This is a genomic window from Variovorax sp. V35 (assembly GCF_041154465.1).
Lineage (GTDB): Bacteria > Pseudomonadota > Gammaproteobacteria > Burkholderiales > Burkholderiaceae_C > Variovorax > Variovorax boronicumulans.
The window spans coordinates 5947860-5964530 of the sequence record NZ_AP028666.1 but is presented as its reverse complement, the minus strand read 5'-3'; the positions used below and the strand labels follow the sequence as shown (position 1 = coordinate 5964530).

Below are 16671 nucleotides of genomic sequence, written 5' to 3'. Positions count from 1 at the left end.
GCATCGAACCGCAGAGCGTTCCGATTATCTCTTCAGGCTGCCCATCCCCAGAGTGGATGAACTGCCAGATTGTCGCATTGTCGAACCTGCCATCCCCGGGGGGCTTCGAGCAGTTCCGCTTCCTGCGGCAATTGCGGCATCTTCGCGAACACCGAACTTCCGGAGCCGGTCATCCGGGCCTTCAATCCTTGCAGTCCGAGCCATTCGATGGCGTCGGTGACTGCGGGGCAAAGCCGTTGGGCAACCGGCTGCAGGTCGTTGTGACCGAAGTCGTAAACCCCGTTACCGAGGTTTGTGGCTTCTAGCTGTTCGCTATCTGCAGCAAAGCCTGAGATTATAGCAACAGGAGTTGCCCGTTCCAAATCATCCGCAGAAAAAATTAATCGGGTATCGAGTCCCTCGGGTGGCTTGGCCACCACGAAGCGTGCCGGCGGCAGGTTCACGGGGGTGATTTCCTCGCCGATGCCCTCGACCCAGGCGTTGCGTCCGCCGAGGAAGAAAGGCACATCCGCACCCAGCTTCAGCCCGATCTGCGCCAGGCGCGACAGCGGCAGGTTCAGGTTCCAGAGGCGGTTGAGCGCGAGCAGGCAGGTGGCCGCGTCCGACGACCCTCCGCCCATGCCCGCCTGCGCCGGCACGTGCTTGGCGATGCCGATGTGCGCGCCCTGGCCGGGCGCGGCATGCGCCTGCAGCGCACGGGCGGCGCGCAGCACGAGGTCGTCGGCCGGCAGCGGCGTGGTGAGGTCTTCGCGGCTCAGTTGGCCATCGTTGCGCAGCTCGACGTGCAGCGTGTCGCACCAGTCGATCAGCATGAAGACCGACTGCAGCAGGTGATAGCCGTCGTCGCGCCGCCCGGTGATGTGCAGGAACAGGTTCAGCTTGGCCGGCGCGGGAAGGTCGTAGATCGCCTTCATGAGCGTTCGAACACGATGCGCAGGTCTGCCCGGGGCGCCGGAGATTCGCGCGTGGCCTGCAGGCGGCCGTTCGACAGCTGGCCCAGGTCGGCGCGCCAGCCGGGCACGGGGTCGGCGCGGCCGTCGAGCCAGCCGAACAGGGCGCCCACCGGAATGGCGGCGCCGGTGGCGGCTTCGATCAGCGCGTCGACGGAGTCGTAGCGGCGGGTCTCGCTGCCGTTCTTCAGCAGGGCTTCACCCGGCGCCCAGTGCAGTTGCGCGAGCGTGCTGCCGATGGGCGTGGTCAGCGTCAGGTCGCCGGTTTCGGCCGAGCCGCGCAGCTCGAACAGGGCGGCAAAGGTCTGGACCGGTTCGCTGTCGATGCGCAGCGACATGCGCCCGCTCCAGCTGGCCGATCGCCCGGGCGCGGCTGTCGGGCCGCCCGAGAGCTGGGCGCAGCCCGCGAGCCACAGCAGCAGTGCACCGCCGCCCGTGCCCAGCGCCGCGCGGCGGGTGAAGGACCCATCGCCCCGCGCGGGAGCCGTGTGCGTGATCGATGCCATTCAGGGTTTGACGCGCAGGCGCTTGAGGGTTTCCTGCAGCGTCTCGTTTTCGGCGTCGGTCAGCAGCGATTCTTTCCAGATCGCGACCGCGCGGTCCTTCTGGCCGACCGACCACAGGACTTCGCCGAAATGCGCGCCGATCTCGGGGTCGGGCCGCGACTTGTAGGCCGCCTCGAGGATGCGGATCGCCTCCGCCGTGTTGCCGAGCCGGAACTCGACCCAGCCCAGGCTGTCGGCGATGAACGGGTCTTCGGGCGCGAGCTGCACCGCCTTCTGGATGAGCGTGCGGGCCTCGTCGAGCCGGATCTTGCGATCGGCAAAGGAGTAGCCCAGCGCGTTGTACGCGTTCTGGCTCTCGGGCTTGAGCGTCATGAGGCGGCGCAGCAGCCGCTCCATGTCGTCCAGGCGATTGAGCTTCTCGGCCATCATGGCCTGGTCGTAGACGAGGTCGCCGTCGTCCGGCGCGGCGGCCGAGGCCTGGGCCAGCAGGTCGTAGGCGGCCTGGTATTGCTTGGCTTCGCGCAGCAGCTGGGTTTCGGCCAGCAGTTTCTGCTTGCGCTCCTCCGCCGTGCGCTCGGGCAGCGCGCGTAGCAGCTCGCGGGCCTGGGGCAGCTTGCCCTGCTTGGCGAGCAGGCTGGCGCGGCGGCCCTGGATGGCGCTCTGGTTGTCAGTGCTGTCGATGCGCGTGATCCAGCGGTCGGCCGCCTGGAAATCCTTGCGCCGCTCGGCCAGCTGCGAGAGCACGAGATACGCCTGCGTCAGCCCGCGCTTGCGGTCCGCGACGTCACCGGCGTCCTGGCTCTGGCCCGGCGCGGTCATCAGGTCGACGTAGCGCTTGAGCGAGGTTTCGGCCGCCGCTTCCTGTCGGGCCTGCATCTGCAGGCTGCCGAGCAGCAGCCAGGGCTCCGCCAGCTCGGGGCGTGCGGCGGTCAGGGTCTGCAGCTGCGTGCTGGCGTCGCTGAAGCGGCGGTTCTCGACCAGCGTGCGCGCATAGGCGATGCGCAGGTCGGGCGAGGCCTTGGGGTTGTTCGCGAGGTAGCGCGTGACGATCGGCTCGGCCAGCGGCTGGCCCGGGTCGATGAGCTCGAGCGCCAGCGCCGAGGGTGCCTCGGACGACGGGTCGATGGCTTGCCCCTTGCGCGCGGCGTCCAGCGCCCCCGAGGGGTCGCCGGCGTTCAGGCGCAGCCGGCCCACGGTGGCCCAGGCCAGTCCGCCGGTCGTAGGGCTCTTGAGCTCGTCGACCAGCGCTTGCTCGACCACCGAGGCGGCGAGCTTCTTGTCGGCGGCGCGGCCGTAGGTGCGCGCGATCACCGCCATCAACAGGGGCCGTTCGATCTGCGAGGTGGCGGCCACTTCGGCGCGCAGCGGTTCGACGGTTTCGCTGATGCGGTTCAGCGCGATCAGGATCTGCAGCTCGATGCGCCGGGCATCGCGTGAATTGGGCAAGGCTTCCTGCCAGGCGCGCGCCGCGGAGATCGCGGCGTCGCCGGAGCGCGACTGCAGCGCGATTTCGACCGCGCGCTGGAACAGCTTGCCGTCGCGCAGGCGCCGGGCGGCGTCGAGCACCAGCGAATAGCCGGAGCCGGGGTCGCCCGAGCGGGCGGTGATCTCGCCCATGAGGATTTCGTAGAACAGGTCGGCCGTCAGCGCCGACGGCTGCGCGGCTTCGGCGGCCGGCTTGGCGGCCGCAGGGGTCGTCCGGGGGCGCACCGGCGGCTTCGGCGGTGCCGTGCGCTCGATGGCGGGAGGCGGGTTGCCGGCGGCGGTGGGTTCAAGAGATTGTGCGTGCGTTGTGTAGGCAAGCAGCACGAGAGACGCGGCCGCCGCAAGGCGGTGACGGCGGGGCGATGGGTTCATCTGACCATAATAATCCAGCCATTTGAACGAGTGCCGCATGGGGCTTCGTCGCTGCCGGAGTTTTACTTTTCATGCCTGAACTACCCGAAGTCGAAGTCACCCGGCGCGGCTTTGCCGACCGCATCGCCGGTGCGCGCATCGAGTCCGTGCGCATCGGCAAGCCGCTGCGCTGGGCGCTGATGGTGGTGCCGCAGGCGCTCGTCGGGCGCCGCGTGCGCGAGGTGCGCCGTCGCGGCAAGTACCTGCTGATCGACTTGGACCGCGGGTTGCTGCTGCTGCACCTGGGCATGTCGGGCAGCCTGCGTTTCGACATCCACCTGCCGGAGCCCGGCGTGCACGACCACTTCGACCTCGTCACCGAGCTTGGCACGCTGCGGCTGAACGACCCGCGCCGCTTCGGCGCCGTGGTCTACGTGGACGATGAAGAGGCGCCCTGGGCCCTCAAGCTGCTCGGCGGACTGGGCATGGAGCCGTTGGGCGATGCCTTCGACCTCGACGCCTTCCATGCCGGGCTGAAGAAACGCCGCTCGGCCATCAAGCAGGTGCTGCTCGCGGGCGACGTGGTGGTGGGCGTGGGCAACATCTACGCGTCGGAGGCGCTGTTCATGGCCGGCATCCGGCCGACCCTGTCGGCGGCGCGCATCAGCCGGCCGCGCGCGGCGAAGCTGCATGCGGCGGTGCGCGACATCCTGGCGCGGGCGGTGGAGAAGGGCGGCAGCACCCTGCGCGACTTCTCGAACGTGGACGGGCAAAGCGGCTACTTCCAGCTCGAAGCGACCGTCTACGGCCGCGCGGGCGAGCCGTGCCGTGTGTGCGGCACGCCGATCCGGCAGCTGAAACAGGGGCAGCGTTCTACTTATTACTGCCCCTATTGCCAGAAATCCTAGGGAGGGCGCGCCCGGTGGCGGCTGCTTCGGGGCAAACTCCTGTTGGTACCCCGTTCGCCATGTGGCGATGTTATATTTGTAAATTCTTACTTACATCTTCCCCTTGAGCCGCTCTTTCAACCAACAGCTCGATCAGCACGGCGCCTGGCGGAGCAACTTCGCCCGCCGCCTTCAGTGGCTGTCCCGTTGGCTGACCGACAACGAGCTGCTCGACCAGGCCGTGGCCGAACGGCTGCGCGCCCTCGAAGACCAGATCCGCACCAGCAAGGTCATGGTGGCCTTCGTGGCCGAGTTCTCGCGCGGCAAGTCGGAGCTGATCAATGCGATCTTCTTCGCCGGCTACGGGCGGCGGATCATGCCGGCCAGCGCCGGGCGCACCACGATGTGCCCGACCGAGCTGGGCTACGACGCCGCCCTGGCGCCCAAGCTGCGCCTGCTGCCCATCGAAACCCGTCTGGAGCCGCATTCGCTCGCCCACTGGCGCGAGCGGCTCACGCGCTGGACCGAGTTGCCCATCGAGGTGGGTGACGCCGAGCAACTGGCCCGGGCCATGGGCAAGGTGGCCGAAGTCCGCTGGGTGAGCAAGGACGAAGCCCGCGCGCTCGGCTTCTGGAACCCAGAGACGCCCGATGACAACCCGGTGCAGGACGCCGAAGGCCGCGTCGAGATTCCGCGCTGGCGCCATGCGGTGCTGAACATGCCGCACCCGCTGCTCGAGCAGGGCCTCGTGATCCTCGACACGCCCGGCCTGAACGCGATCGGTGCCGAGCCCGAACTCACCGTGAGCCTGATCCCGCAGGCGCATGCCGTCGTCTTCATCCTGGGCGCCGAAACCGGCGTGACCCGTTCCGACCTGTCCATCTGGCGCGAGCACCTGATCACCGGCGACGACAGCCACGACACGCGCTTCGTGGTGCTCAACAAGATCGACACGCTGTGGGACACGCTGAGCACCCCGGCGCAGATCGCGCAACAGATCGAGCGCCAGCGCGAAGGCGCGGCCCGGCTGCTCGAGGTGCCGCTGGCGCAGGTGCTGCCGGTGTCGGCGCAGAAGGGCCTGCAGGCCAAGATCGGCCACGACGCGGCCCTGCTCGACGCCAGCCGGCTGCCGGCGCTCGAGGCGCTGCTCGGCGAAGGCGTGCTCGGCAAGCGCGAGACCATGCTGCGGTTGGCGGTCGACGCCGGCATGACCGCGCTGCGCACCGAGGCCGAGCGCCTGCTGAAGGTGCGCCAACGCGACCTGTCGGAACAGGCGCTCGAACTGCAGGGCCTGCGCGGCAAGAACGTGTCGGTGATCCGCCACATGCGTGCGCGCATCGACCAGGAACACGCCGAATTCGAGGGTAGCAACACCCGCATCCTGGCGCTGCGCTCGGTGCAGGGCAAGCTGCTGCGCGAGGTGTACGCGGTGCTCGGGCGCACGGCGCTCAAGGCCGACATGGTCAAGCTGGCCGCGGCGCTCAAGCGCCCCGGCGTCAAGTTCAACGTGCGCAAGGTGTACGGCGAAACCTTCGATGCGCTGCGCAACAACCTGCGCGAAGTGCAGGCGACGACGGCCGAGATCCAGTCGATGCTGCACGCCACCTTCCGCCAGCTCAACGCCGAGCAGGGCTTCACGCTGCAGGCGCCGGCCGAGCCCGACCTGAGCGGCTTCGAGCAGGAGCTGGGCCAGATCGAGCGCAGCCACATCCACTACCTGGGCGTGGGCAACCTGATCAAGCTCGCGCAGGCCGACTTCTGCGACAAGCTCGTGCGCGCGCTGGCCAGCCGGCTGCGGCTTGTCAACGAAGCCGCCATGACCGAGGTCGAGCGCTGGAGCAAGGGCGCGAGCGCGCAGATCGATGCGCAGCTCAAGGAGCGCCGCCGCAATTTCAGCAAGCGCATCGAGGCGATCGAACGCATCCAGAACGCCGCGGGCAGCCTCGACGACCGGCTGGCCGAGATCGCCGCGCAGGAAAGCCACCTGGCCGCGTTGCAGGAGCGGCTGCACGAGTTCACCTCGCTGATCGCGCAGCACGGCAGCCAGCCGCCTGCCGCGGCCGCCGCCATCGCGGGCGAGCAACTGCGTGCGGCCTGAGCGCAACGCCGCGCGGGCGGCCGTTTCCCCATCTCTGTCGCTGCCCCCCGATTTCGCCGCACAGATCGTGCGCTGGCAGCGCAGCCATGGGCGCAGCGAACTTCCGTGGCAGAACACGCGCGATCCGTACCGCGTCTGGCTCTCGGAGGTGATGCTCCAGCAGACCCAGGTCACGACCGTGCTCGGCTACTTCGCGCGCTTTCTCGAACGCTTCCCCGACGTGGCGGCGCTGGCCGCCGGCACCGAGGACGAGGTGTTCGGCCTGTGGAGCGGGCTGGGCTACTACAGCCGCGCGCGCAACATGCACCGCTGCGCGCAGGAGGTGGTCGCGCGCTTCGGCGGCGCCTTTCCGCACACCGCCGCCGAACTCGTGACCCTGCCCGGCATCGGGCGCTCCACGGCCGCCGCGATTGCAGCTTTCTGTTTCGGCGAGCGCGTGGCCATCCTCGACGGCAATGTGAAGCGCGTGTTGACGCGCGTGCTCGGCTTCGACGGCGACATGTCGTCATCGGCGCAGGAGCGCGCGCTGTGGGACCTTGCCACGCAGCTGCTGCCGCCGGACGGCCAGCGCGAGGCGGTGGCGCACTACACGCAGGGCCTGATGGACCTGGGCGCCACGGTCTGCCTGCCGCGCAAGCCCAGCTGCATGATCTGCCCGGTGAACGCCAGCTGCGTGGGCCTGCGCCAGGGCGCGCCCGAGCGCTATCCGGTGAAGACGCGCAAGCTCAAGCGCAGCGCCCAGTCGCTGTGGGTGCTGCTGGCGCGCGACGCGCAAGGGCGCGTGTGGCTGGAGAAGCGGCCCGCCAAGGGCATCTGGGCGGGGCTGCATTGCCTGCCGGTATTCGACAGCCACGACGACCTGCTCGCGGCCCTGCCGTCGGGTGCGGCGCACGACACGCAGGAACTGCCACCCTTCGTGCACGTGCTCACCCACAAGGACCTGCACCTGCACCCCGTGCTGCTCCAGGGCGTCCAGCCGCAAGGCGAGGGCGCGCGCTGGGTCGAGGCGCAGGAGTGGAGCCGGCTGGGGCTGCCCGCCCCGATGCGCAAGCTGCTGGAAACCGCCGAGGCCTGAACGGCCTTCGTCGTCAGGCGTCGAGTTCGCGGTGGCGCTTGAGCGCGCCCCAGCGGGCACCGAAGGCGCGCGCCAGCTGCTCGACCAGGAACACCGACCGGTGCTGCCCGCCCGTGCAGCCGATGGCCACCGTCACGTAGCTGCGGTGGTCGCGCGCCAGTGCGTCGAGCCAGTGCGTCAGGAACTGCTCGATGTCGTCGAACATGCGCGCCACGTCGTCGTGCTCGCGCAGCCATTCGATCACCGGCTCGTCGCGCCCCGTGAGTGCGCGCAGCGCCGGCACGTAGTGCGGGTTGGGCAGCATGCGCACGTCGAACACATAGTCGGCATCGAGCGGCACGCCGCGCTTGAAGGCGAACGATTCGAACACCAGCGTCAGCGCGTTCTGCGGCGCCGAGATCAGCCCCTTGATGTAGCTCTGGAGCTGCGCGGGGCGGATGAGGCTGGTGTCGATCACGTCGGCACCGTCGCGCAGGTCGGCCAGCAGCTCGCGTTCGAGTTCGATGGCCTGCACCAGCACGCGGTGCTGCTCGGGCACGTCGGTGCGGCTTTCCTGGCGCGAGAGCGGGTGGCGTCGGCGCGTTTCCGAATAGCGGCGCAGGAGCGCATCGGTGGTCGCGTCGAGGAACAGCGAGCGCAGCGAGACGCCGTCGGCGCGCAGTGCCTCGAGCTGTTGCGGCACGATCGGCAGCGACACGCCGCTGCGCACGTCCATCGCGATCGCCACGCGCGTGGCCTGCTGCTCGTGCTGCAGGGCGATGAAGGCCGTGAGCAGTTCGGGTGGCAGGTTGTCGACGCAGTAGTAGCCGGCGTCTTCCAGCGCGTGCAGCGCCACCGACTTGCCGGAGCCCGACATGCCGGTGATGAGGACGAGGTCGAGGTTCATGTTCATGGGGCGGTCGCCGGCGTCTTGTGGCCCAGCATTTCGCGCGCATGGGCCAGTGAGGTGGCCGACACCTTTTCACCGCCCAGCATGCGGGCGATTTCGCGCGCGCGGTCGTCGGCGGCGAGGCGCGACACGCCGCTTTCGGTGCGCGGGCCGTCCGTGCCGGCCGCCGTCGTCTGGCGCTTGGCGACCACGAGGTGGTGGTCGGCGCAGGCCGCCACCTGCGGCAGATGGGTCACGGCGAGCACCTGGCGGTCGCGGCCGAGCTGCTTCATGAGGCGGCCCACGGTCTCGGCGACGGCGCCGCCCACGCCTGCATCGACCTCGTCGAAGATCAGCGTCTGCGCGGCGCCCAGTTCGCTGGTCGTCACGGCAATGGCCAGTGCGATGCGCGAGAGCTCACCGCCCGAGGCCACCTTGCCGATGGCGCGCGGCGTGCTGCCGGCGTGGCCGGCCACCAGGAACGAGATTTCTTCGAGGCCGGCGCGGCCGGGCTGTGCCAGCGGCTGCAGTTCGACGTCGAAGCGCCCGCCCTGCATGCCCAGGCCCTGCATCGCCTGCGTGACGGCCTGGGCCAGGCGCGGTGCGGCCTGCTTGCGGATCTTGCCGAGCGCCTTGGCTTCCTTCATGTAGGCCTGCTGGGTGTTCTGCTCGGCACGCTCCAGGCCTTCGAGGTCGCTTTGTGCGTCGAGCGCCTGCAGCTCCGCCTGCCAGCCGGCCAGCAGCGCGGGCAGCTCGGCGGGCGTGCGCTTGTAGCGGCGCGCGAGCGACATCCACAGGCCCATGCGCTCGTCGAGTTCGGCGAGGGTCTTGGGATCGGTGTCGGTGTCGCGCAGGTAGCCGTGCAGCGAGTGGGCCGCGTCCGAAGCCTGCGCCACGCAGGAGGCCAGCACCTCGCCGAGCGTGCGGAATTCAGGCTCGATGTGCTCGCAGTTCTGCAGCAGCGTCGCGGCGCGCGTGAGGGCGGCGAGGGCGCCGTTGTCGTCGTCTTCGAGCGCCTGGCTCGCGCCCTGGGCGGCGTCGATGAGGGCCTGCGCGTTCGAGATGCGCGAGTGGTGGGCGGAGAGCTCATCCCACTCGTCGGCACCCGGCGCGAGCTTGGCGACTTCGGAAATCTGCCACTGCAGCCGCTCACGCTCGCGTTGCAGCGAGTCTTGCGCCGAGCGTGCGTGCTCGAGCGCCGAGAGCGCCTGGCGCCAGCTCTGCCAGGCGGCGTCGAGCGCGTCGGTGCGCGCGCCGGCGTAGGCGTCGAGCAGGCCGCGCACGGCCTCGGGGCGGGTCAGGCTCTGCCAGGCGTGCTGGCCGTGGATGTCGAGCAGGCGGTCGCCCAGTTCGCGCAGCTGCGTGGCGGTGGCGGGGCTGCCGTTGATCCAGCCGCGGCTGCGCCCCTGCAGGTCGACCGTGCGGCGCAGCAGCAGGCCGTCGCCGGCCTCGAAACCGCCTTCGTCGAGCCAGCCGGCCAGGGCCGGATCGGCGTCGAACTCGGCGCTCACGTCGAGCCGCTCGGCGCCTTCGCGCACGGCACCGGCGTCGGCGCGGTTGCCCAGCGCCAGCTGCAGCGCGTCGATCAGGATGGACTTGCCGGCGCCGGTTTCCCCGGTCAGCACCGTGAAGCCGGCGGACAGGTCGAGTTCAAGGGACCGCACGATCACGAAGTCGCGCAGTGCGATGCGTCGCAAAGCCATCTCAGTTCGTCCTCAAGCTGGGGGCGTGGTCCTTCATTCAGGAGCCCCCTTCGTTCCAATGGAGTTTTTTCCGCAGCGTGTCGAAGTAGCTCCAGCCGCGCGGGTGCAGGAAGCGCACCCGGAAGTCGGAGCGGCGCACCACCACGCGGTCGTCGATGGCGAGCGAGGCGAGCGACTGCATGTCGAAGTTGGCGCTGGCGTCGCGACCGCTCACCAGCTCGATCACGATCTCGTCGGCGTCGGGCAGCAGCACGGGGCGGTTGGACAGCGTGTGCGGCGCGATCGGCACCATCACCCAGCCCGGCACCGCCGGATGCAGCAGCGGCCCGCCGGCCGACAGCGCGTAGGCCGTCGAGCCCGTGGGCGACGCGATGATCAGCCCGTCGGCGCGCTGGTTGGCCACGAAATGGCGGCCCACCGACACGCGCATCTCGACCATGCCCGAGGTGGCGCCGCGGTTGACCACCACGTCGTTCATCGCGAGCGCGTCGAACACCACGGCCTCGTCGCGGAGCACCTGCGCGTGCATCAGGCTGCGGTGGTCTTCTTCGTATTCGCCGGCCAGCATCGGGATCAGCGTGGCCTGGTAGTTGTCCAGCGGGATGTCGGTGATGAAGCCCAGCCGGCCGCGGTTGATGCCGATGAGCGGGATGCCGTAGCACGCGAGCTGCCGGCCGATGCCGAGCATGGTGCCGTCACCGCCGACCACGAGGCCGAGGTCGCAGCGTTGGCCGATTTCCTCGACCGACAGCGCCTGGTAGCGCGGGTGCGGCGGGGCGTCGGTGTCCTCGCAGGACGAACGCTCCACGAACACCGTGCAACCCTGCGATTCGAGGAAGGCGCCGATGCCCTCCATCACGCCGTCGCGCGCATCGGCTTGCGCCCGGGCGCCGGAAGCCTGGTATTTGCCGATCAGGGCGACGTGACGAAAGCGTGAGGTCATAGCTCACAAATTACAACACTAAAATCTTGCAATGCTGGACGACCGTGCCAAGTTGCTGTTGAAGACGCTGGTCGAGCGTTACATCGCCGATGGGCAACCCGTCGGATCACGCACGCTCTCGCGTTCGGCGGGGCTGGACCTGTCTCCCGCGACCATCCGCAACGTCATGTCCGACCTCGAGGCGCTGGGGCTCATTGCCAGCCCCCACACCTCAGCCGGGCGCGTGCCGACCACGCGCGGCTACCGGCTCTTCGTCGACACCATGCTGACCGCGCAGCGCGAGCAGATGAGCACGCCAAGCCTGGCGGCCGACCAGCCGCAGAAGGTGATCGCCAATGCCGCGCACCTGTTGTCGAACCTGTCGCAGTTCGTGGGCGTCGTGATGGCGCCCCGGCGCGTCTCGGTGTTCAAGCAGATCGAATTTTTGCGTCTGTCGGAGCGGCGGCTGCTGGTGATCATCGTGTCGCCCGACGGCGACGTGCAGAACCGCGTGATCTTCCCGGAATCCGACTACTCGCAGTCGCAGCTGGTCGAGGCCTCGAACTACATCAACGCGCACTTCGCGGGCCTGACGATCGAGCAGGTGCGCGACCGCCTGCAGTCCGAGGTCGAGAAGCTGCGCGGTGAAATCGCCGCGCTGATGCAGGCCGCGGTGCAGGTCAGTTCCGAAGTGCTCACCGATGCCCAGGCCGACGACGTCGTGATTTCCGGCGAGCGCAACCTGTTGTCGGTGACCGATTTCTCCAGTGACATGGGGCAGCTGCGGCGCGCCTTCGATCTCTTCGAGGAGAAGGCGCAGCTGATGCGGCTGCTCGACGTGTCGAGCAAGGCCGAGGGCGTGCGCATCTTCATCGGTGGCGAAAGCCAGGTCGTGCCCTTCGAGGAGCTGTCGATCGTCAGCGCCAATTACGAGGTGGACGGCCAGGTGGTCGGCACGCTGGGCGTGATCGGCCCGACCCGCATGCCGTACGACCGCATGATCCAGATCGTCGACATCACGTCGCGGCTGGTGAGCAACGCGCTGAGCCACCGCAAGTAAGCGGCCGCGCGCGGCGCATAGAATCGGGCCCGCGTGGGCCGTTAGCTCAGTTGGTTAGAGCAGCGGACTCATAATCCGTTGGTCGATGGTTCAAGCCCATCACGGCCTACCACCGAAGCCGCATTAATGCTGAGAAGTCCGCTATTCAAAAGATAGCGGACTTTTTTCATGGCCGATCCGTTGCCAGATTGTTGCCAGATTTGATCCGGATGCTGCTGCATTCAACCGCACTGTGCCGCACGTTTCGTCGCCAGTCCGGACCGTCGGCAACTTGCTCGCGTTGGCACTTGTGGGGATGGTTCTGGCTATGCGCAGTCTTCCTGTTCTTCGTTGACCTTCAGGACTTCCCCGGCAGCGCGCTGAATAGACGCGGGGCTCAGCCTCGGTTGCAGCCGTTCGCATGCCGCCAAGCCGTCGACGATCAGCACCCTTGCCGCCCCCTGGATTTCGTTCTCAGCCGACAGCCCCACTAGCGTTTTCGCAGCGTCGTGCACGGCACACAAATCGGCGTCATCCCCATCAATCCCAGCGTCCTCGCATGCGGAGACCACCCCGTAGATGATTGCCCCGGCTTGTTGCACGAGAGCCTGAACATCGTCGCCGATCAGCGCATGAATGCTGGCCTTGACATGATCGGCCTGCCAGGCTCGACGGATTTCGGCCTTTTGGAACAGGTTCAATCCCGTTACTGGTTTGCGACGAGTTCCCTTTCGCACTTTCTGTGTTCCCCCCAAAAGATTGTGTTCAACGAGTGGAGCTTACTGTGGGGAACGACGACGAAGCTGTGTGGTGGTGAGCAAGCACTCAGATGACCGCTCTGGAGCGATGCGAATGTCGCAAAGGGGCCCATGGCAGACACCAAGCCTTCCCAAAAGCGGTCACTTAAACGGAGCGGCCGAAATGGGCCCCAAAGCGGTTTGACGGCAACACCAGCCCTGGCGATCCAGCCGGGGTGCGATTACTAGGCAGAGATTCGGGGCTGATCGTGGAACCATCGGTCAAGGGGCTGTGACGTTGGCATGTCACAGGACGCCTCGCCTACTCGCCGAACCAGAGCACGAGCCACGCGCCGACAAAGGCGAGTGCCACCAGCATGTCGAAAGTCTCGCGCGACCACAAAGAGACGCGCACACCCAATGAGCGAATAGCAGACAACATTTTTCCCCTTCATCTTCTCCGCGAACGCCCCCTCGGTTGAGCTTGCCTTACCCTCCCCTGGGCAGTCAATACGAAGATGGTCTCACCTCCACGGCTGCATCACGCTCGCTGTTTTGGAGAAGGTTCTGAGCCAGGTCGTTCAGACGGCGAAATGCAGTAGGCGCAACGTCCGCGGTCAGGTGTGCGGCACTCGCAGGACATGGGCGCCACGGTCCTGCTCGACAGGGGGAGCATCAGACCCGTGCAGTAACCACGAAGGCCCGCGCACCGGTCCGTGCGCCCCCAAGACCTTCGCTCAGGTGCCCAAGATGGAGATCGAGCCGCTCGACTGCACTCACTGATCCTCCAGCACAAAGACCCCAACGTCCTTCGTTGAGGCTGGTCTCAAGGAGACGTCGCCCTGTAGTCAGGAAGTATTCAGAATTTCACCCCAATATCGATCCTGAAAGTACTGCTTTTGCCCCCGGACTTCACCCCGACCCCATTCAAGGGGGCGGGAGTCCGAAAGCGATCTGGAGGGTGCGATGCACGCAACCAGCATGAGTTCTGTCGGGACCTCGGAAACGACATACCGTGTGTGGATGGACGATCCCGGGAACTTCTCTACCCAGAGGATCACGCCGATGCACCACAACTTTCACGAGCACCCGTTGTTTCAAGTGCCCGAACTTGTGAAGCTCGGGATTGAACTCTCGAAGACGGACCAATGCAGGTTCATGAGTCCGGACAGAACGGTCTCGTCCTCGCTCGCGCACGACAACCGGCATCCCGACGGGCGCAGCATCGAGGAATTCTTCCAACGCATGGAAGAGCCGGGTTCGTCGGTTGCCTTCTACAACATCGAGGTCATCCCCCGCTATCAAGCGCTCCTGATGCTGGTGGTGAACTCCATGCGCTCCCTCGTGGAGCGCGAGCAACCGAACATCTTCAGGGTGAATGGATTCGTCTTCTTCTCTGCCCCGCCTTCCGTCACGCCCTTTCACATCGATCGCGAGAACAACTTCTGGCTGCAGTTGCATGGGCACAAGCTCCTCAACGTATGGGATCACCGTGATCGCAGCATCGTGCCGGCCGATGCCGTGGAGGACTTCATCGTCACGCAGTCGCTCAAGAAAGTGCGCTTCGATGAATCCTTCCTGCCGCGCGGACAGGAGTTCGATGCACACCCGGGGGATGCCGTGTACTTCCCGAGCACCTCGCCCCACATGACGAGATCCTTGGTTGACCGAACCACCGCTGGCAATCGCCTGTCGATCTCGATCGGGGTGACCTTCTACACCGCAGTCACGCGCGAGGTGGCCCGCATTCATCAGGTGAACCGGCTGATGCGAAAGTGCGGCCTGTCACCCTCGTACCCGGGAGAGTCGCCGACCGCGGACGCAGTCAAATCGACCGTTGGCGGCGTGGTCGGCGCCGGGCGCGCGCGGCTCGGTGTCGCGCGCGCCCGATTCATCAGCCTGACCACGACCCGACGCTTGAAGCACATTCCGCCTCCGGGCTCCTACTGAAGAACGCGCCTGCAGGAGCGGGCCAAATACCATCCAGCGTCTTGCGACGGCGCTGCGAACGTCCGCTGTGCGGTGAATCAGAGCTCGGTGACGAAGGACTGGTTCTGGCCGACTGAAGCCTTCGCCAAGTTTATGTGGAAGGGTCTTCATGGAGGGCTGCGATGGCGTCGATCTCCACGTCCGCGACTTTTCTCGCGCCCTCCATGAAGTGGCCGCGCACCCCCACGGCGGCTCGGGCTCTGTGGACCTCAGAGCGCATCTCGGGGCTCAAGATCCACATTGATGCCCTACCTGTCAGGGGGACGATCACATCCTCTCCAATTGGTACGTTGTGTTCATCAAGGAACTCCGGATGGATCATGAAAATTCCATCCTTCTGTGGATCGTCGCCTGCGTACATGAAATCGCAGCGAAGATGTTGAAACGTGACTTTCCGCCCACCTTCGGATGCCGGATAAAGGCGGTACTTCACGAAGAAATCCGGTCTGCGTCCTCGATTTTCTGCGTACGGCTTCATAGGTAAATGATGCTTATGACGAGAGAGTAGACGGCCATGACGAAGGTCCGGTCTTGGCCGACTGTAGCCGGTGACTCTGCCTTCGCGAAGGGGCCCATTCCGGACGTTGGGCCTTCCCGAAAGCCGCCCTTCAGAACGCGAATGTCTTGCTTAGCGGTCGAATGCGGACCAAATGAACCAAATGCAGAGCGCAATCCACGCGGTGCAAATTGTCGAGCGGGCCCAAGCCCAAAGTGCCACGCCGTTGGGCCAGGGTTTGACTGGCAGAGGGCGACGAAACACTAGGAGTGGCATGACGGCGGCGAAGTACGCCAACATGAAAACGAAAAGCACCCTACCCGGCGCAGAACCAACAGACGGGGCCAGGCGCTCCAATACGGCAGGAGTGAACGATAGAACCACGAGCACGAAGACAAGCGGCCACCGATGCTGCCTCCAGAAGGAGGCGGAACTGGTTGCGTATTTTGAGTAGAGCGCTGGTGTTGGCATTGGTCACAGCCGGGGGAGAGAAGGAAATCAACCTTCACGTGAACGGCAGGTTGTGGCCGAGTGCCGCCGACGGCATGCTACTTTCCGGACCGACACGGCTCGTTGGAATCATAGATGGATGATTGGCTCGAAAGACAAGCTCCGCTGGACCTGGCGGTAGCGAATGCCCTCATTGCTGCGACCCCGGAGTGATGGAATTCGGCGACCCTTGTCGCCGACCGGGAGCAGCACGGCTCACCGCACCGGCTGTTGCGCAATGAAGCCCATGCCGCTCTGAGTCCAACACCGCGTCCCTAGGACTTACTTGGACGCGGAGGACGTGAACCGCAACTCAACCCTCTGCGGGACGGCGCAGTCGCCCGAATGCACCGCCGGCTCAAAGCGTGCGATCGCCAACTGATCTCTGATGGCTGTGTCCAGCGCGGGGGCGACCGGTGGATAGGGAAACTGGACCGTGCCCGGATCAACCTGCCCATCGGCACCGACAACGAATCGGGTTAAGGCACTGTCTCGGACACCGATGCCGTTCAGATTCGTGCTCAAGCTGATGGCACGGGCCGTGCGTTCGACCTCGAGTGTGTTGAAGACGTACTGGCCGGGTGCAACTCCCGGTACTTCCGGGGGACAGCCCTTAGCCAGGCGAGCCGGATGCTCAGGCAGCACGGTGAAACCCGACGCGGCACTTAGCTCGCGGTGTCGGTGGTACATGTCCATGATCACGCTGGTCCTGCGCCCTGACGCGCATGAGACGGTGTAGTCGTCCAGAGTGTTGCCGTACGGCCCGGGCCCGAGGCTGCTCCGGCGCTCGAAAGTCGGCGCATCGCCTTCTGGGCAACGCAGTCGCAGCAGGTAGTCACGCTCACCTATCGGTCCGGCCGACCGCACGGGATTCGCTCTAGAGCCCAGGGGCGCAGACGAATCCAGCGTCGTGGCAAGCGGTGGCGTGCTATCGACGGGTCGCACGAGCTTCAGTTGAGCCAGACAAGTGGCCGGGGCGGACAAGACGACGCTCAGCAATGAAAGGACGATGCGCTGATGCGTCATGAATGAAGCGGTCCCCGATGGAAAGCCATTTGGATCACCATAGAAATCGA

At 66.7% G+C, this 16671-nt stretch carries 14 protein-coding genes, 1 tRNA gene and 1 pseudogene; 6 read left to right on the top strand and 10 right to left on the bottom strand.

The features are described from left to right. Positions 1 to 32: 32 nt before the first annotated feature. The 3 genes from ispE to ACAM42_RS27425 are packed head-to-tail and all read right to left on the bottom strand — an operon-like array spanning position 33 to position 3313. Positions 33 to 914 (bottom strand): 4-(cytidine 5'-diphospho)-2-C-methyl-D-erythritol kinase, encoded by an 882-nt coding sequence (gene ispE, locus ACAM42_RS27435; RefSeq protein WP_070061996.1) that lies wholly within the window; start codon positions 912 to 914, stop codon positions 33 to 35. Further along, a complete protein-coding gene (locus ACAM42_RS27430) occupies positions 911 to 1456 on the bottom strand; it encodes a lipoprotein insertase outer membrane protein LolB (RefSeq protein ID WP_369630043.1) in 546 nt (181 codons plus the stop codon). Before ACAM42_RS27430 ends, ispE begins: the two co-directional genes overlap by 4 nt. Further along, complete coding sequence (locus ACAM42_RS27425) at positions 1457 to 3313, bottom strand: tetratricopeptide repeat protein (RefSeq protein ID WP_369630042.1); 1857 nt, start codon at positions 3311 to 3313, stop codon at positions 1457 to 1459. A gap of 71 nt (positions 3314 to 3384) precedes the next feature. Between ACAM42_RS27425 and mutM the strand changes: the two genes are divergently transcribed. From mutM to mutY, 3 genes are all read left to right on the top strand, one after another. Further along, on the top strand, positions 3385 to 4200 hold the full coding sequence (gene mutM / locus ACAM42_RS27420) for a bifunctional DNA-formamidopyrimidine glycosylase/DNA-(apurinic or apyrimidinic site) lyase (RefSeq protein WP_369630041.1): 816 nt from the start codon (positions 3385 to 3387) through the stop codon (positions 4198 to 4200). 103 nt (positions 4201 to 4303) lie between these two features. Next, entirely contained in the window at positions 4304 to 6277 is a 1974-nt protein-coding gene (locus ACAM42_RS27415) for a dynamin family protein (protein WP_369630040.1), read from the top strand. A 40-nt stretch (positions 6278 to 6317) separates the two neighbouring features. Further along, positions 6318 to 7352 (top strand): A/G-specific adenine glycosylase, encoded by a 1035-nt coding sequence (gene mutY, locus ACAM42_RS27410; RefSeq protein WP_369632809.1) that lies wholly within the window; start codon positions 6318 to 6320, stop codon positions 7350 to 7352. A 13-nt stretch (positions 7353 to 7365) separates the two neighbouring features. Here mutY and rapZ read toward each other — a convergent pair whose 3' ends face one another. From rapZ to ACAM42_RS27395, 3 genes are read right to left on the bottom strand one after another with little or no spacing between them, the layout of a single operon-like run. Beyond that, entirely contained in the window at positions 7366 to 8238 is an 873-nt protein-coding gene (gene rapZ / locus ACAM42_RS27405; RefSeq protein ID WP_062476353.1) for an RNase adapter RapZ, read from the bottom strand. A gap of 2 nt (positions 8239 to 8240) precedes the next feature. Then, positions 8241 to 9923 (bottom strand): DNA repair protein RecN, encoded by a 1683-nt coding sequence (recN, locus tag ACAM42_RS27400; RefSeq protein WP_139702595.1) that lies wholly within the window; start codon positions 9921 to 9923, stop codon positions 8241 to 8243. Positions 9924 to 9960: 37 nt separating this feature from the next. Continuing rightward, complete coding sequence (locus ACAM42_RS27395) at positions 9961 to 10866, bottom strand: NAD kinase (protein WP_369630039.1); 906 nt, start codon at positions 10864 to 10866, stop codon at positions 9961 to 9963. A gap of 31 nt (positions 10867 to 10897) precedes the next feature. On the opposite strand from ACAM42_RS27395, the gene hrcA reads away from it, so the two are divergent. Both hrcA and ACAM42_RS27385 read left to right on the top strand, forming a co-directional pair. Beyond that, positions 10898 to 11905 carry a heat-inducible transcriptional repressor HrcA gene (hrcA, locus tag ACAM42_RS27390; protein WP_062476292.1) on the top strand — a complete coding sequence of 336 codons (1008 nt, stop codon included), beginning with the start codon at positions 10898 to 10900 and terminating at the stop codon, positions 11903 to 11905. 35 nt (positions 11906 to 11940) lie between these two features. Then, a tRNA-Ile gene (locus ACAM42_RS27385) sits at positions 11941 to 12017 on the top strand. A gap of 193 nt (positions 12018 to 12210) precedes the next feature. Here the strand turns inward: ACAM42_RS27385 and ACAM42_RS27380 are convergent. Then, a complete protein-coding gene (locus tag ACAM42_RS27380; protein ID WP_369630038.1) occupies positions 12211 to 12585 on the bottom strand; it encodes a hypothetical protein in 375 nt (124 codons plus the stop codon). 673 nt (positions 12586 to 13258) lie between these two features. Beyond that, positions 13259 to 13401 (bottom strand): annotated as a pseudogene (locus tag ACAM42_RS27375) (IS701 family transposase); the annotation flags it as partial. Positions 13402 to 13686: 285 nt separating this feature from the next. On the opposite strand from ACAM42_RS27375, the gene ACAM42_RS27370 reads away from it, so the two are divergent. Next, positions 13687 to 14571 (top strand): cupin domain-containing protein, encoded by an 885-nt coding sequence (locus ACAM42_RS27370; protein WP_255221068.1) that lies wholly within the window; start codon positions 13687 to 13689, stop codon positions 14569 to 14571. A 130-nt stretch (positions 14572 to 14701) separates the two neighbouring features. On the opposite strand, the gene ACAM42_RS27365 is transcribed toward ACAM42_RS27370, so the two are convergent. Both ACAM42_RS27365 and ACAM42_RS27360 read right to left on the bottom strand, forming a co-directional pair. After that, complete coding sequence (locus tag ACAM42_RS27365; RefSeq protein WP_369630037.1) at positions 14702 to 15043, bottom strand: hypothetical protein; 342 nt, start codon at positions 15041 to 15043, stop codon at positions 14702 to 14704. Positions 15044 to 15877: 834 nt separating this feature from the next. Next, positions 15878 to 16621 (bottom strand): hypothetical protein, encoded by a 744-nt coding sequence (locus tag ACAM42_RS27360; RefSeq protein ID WP_369630036.1) that lies wholly within the window; start codon positions 16619 to 16621, stop codon positions 15878 to 15880. Positions 16622 to 16671 lie beyond the last annotated feature (50 nt).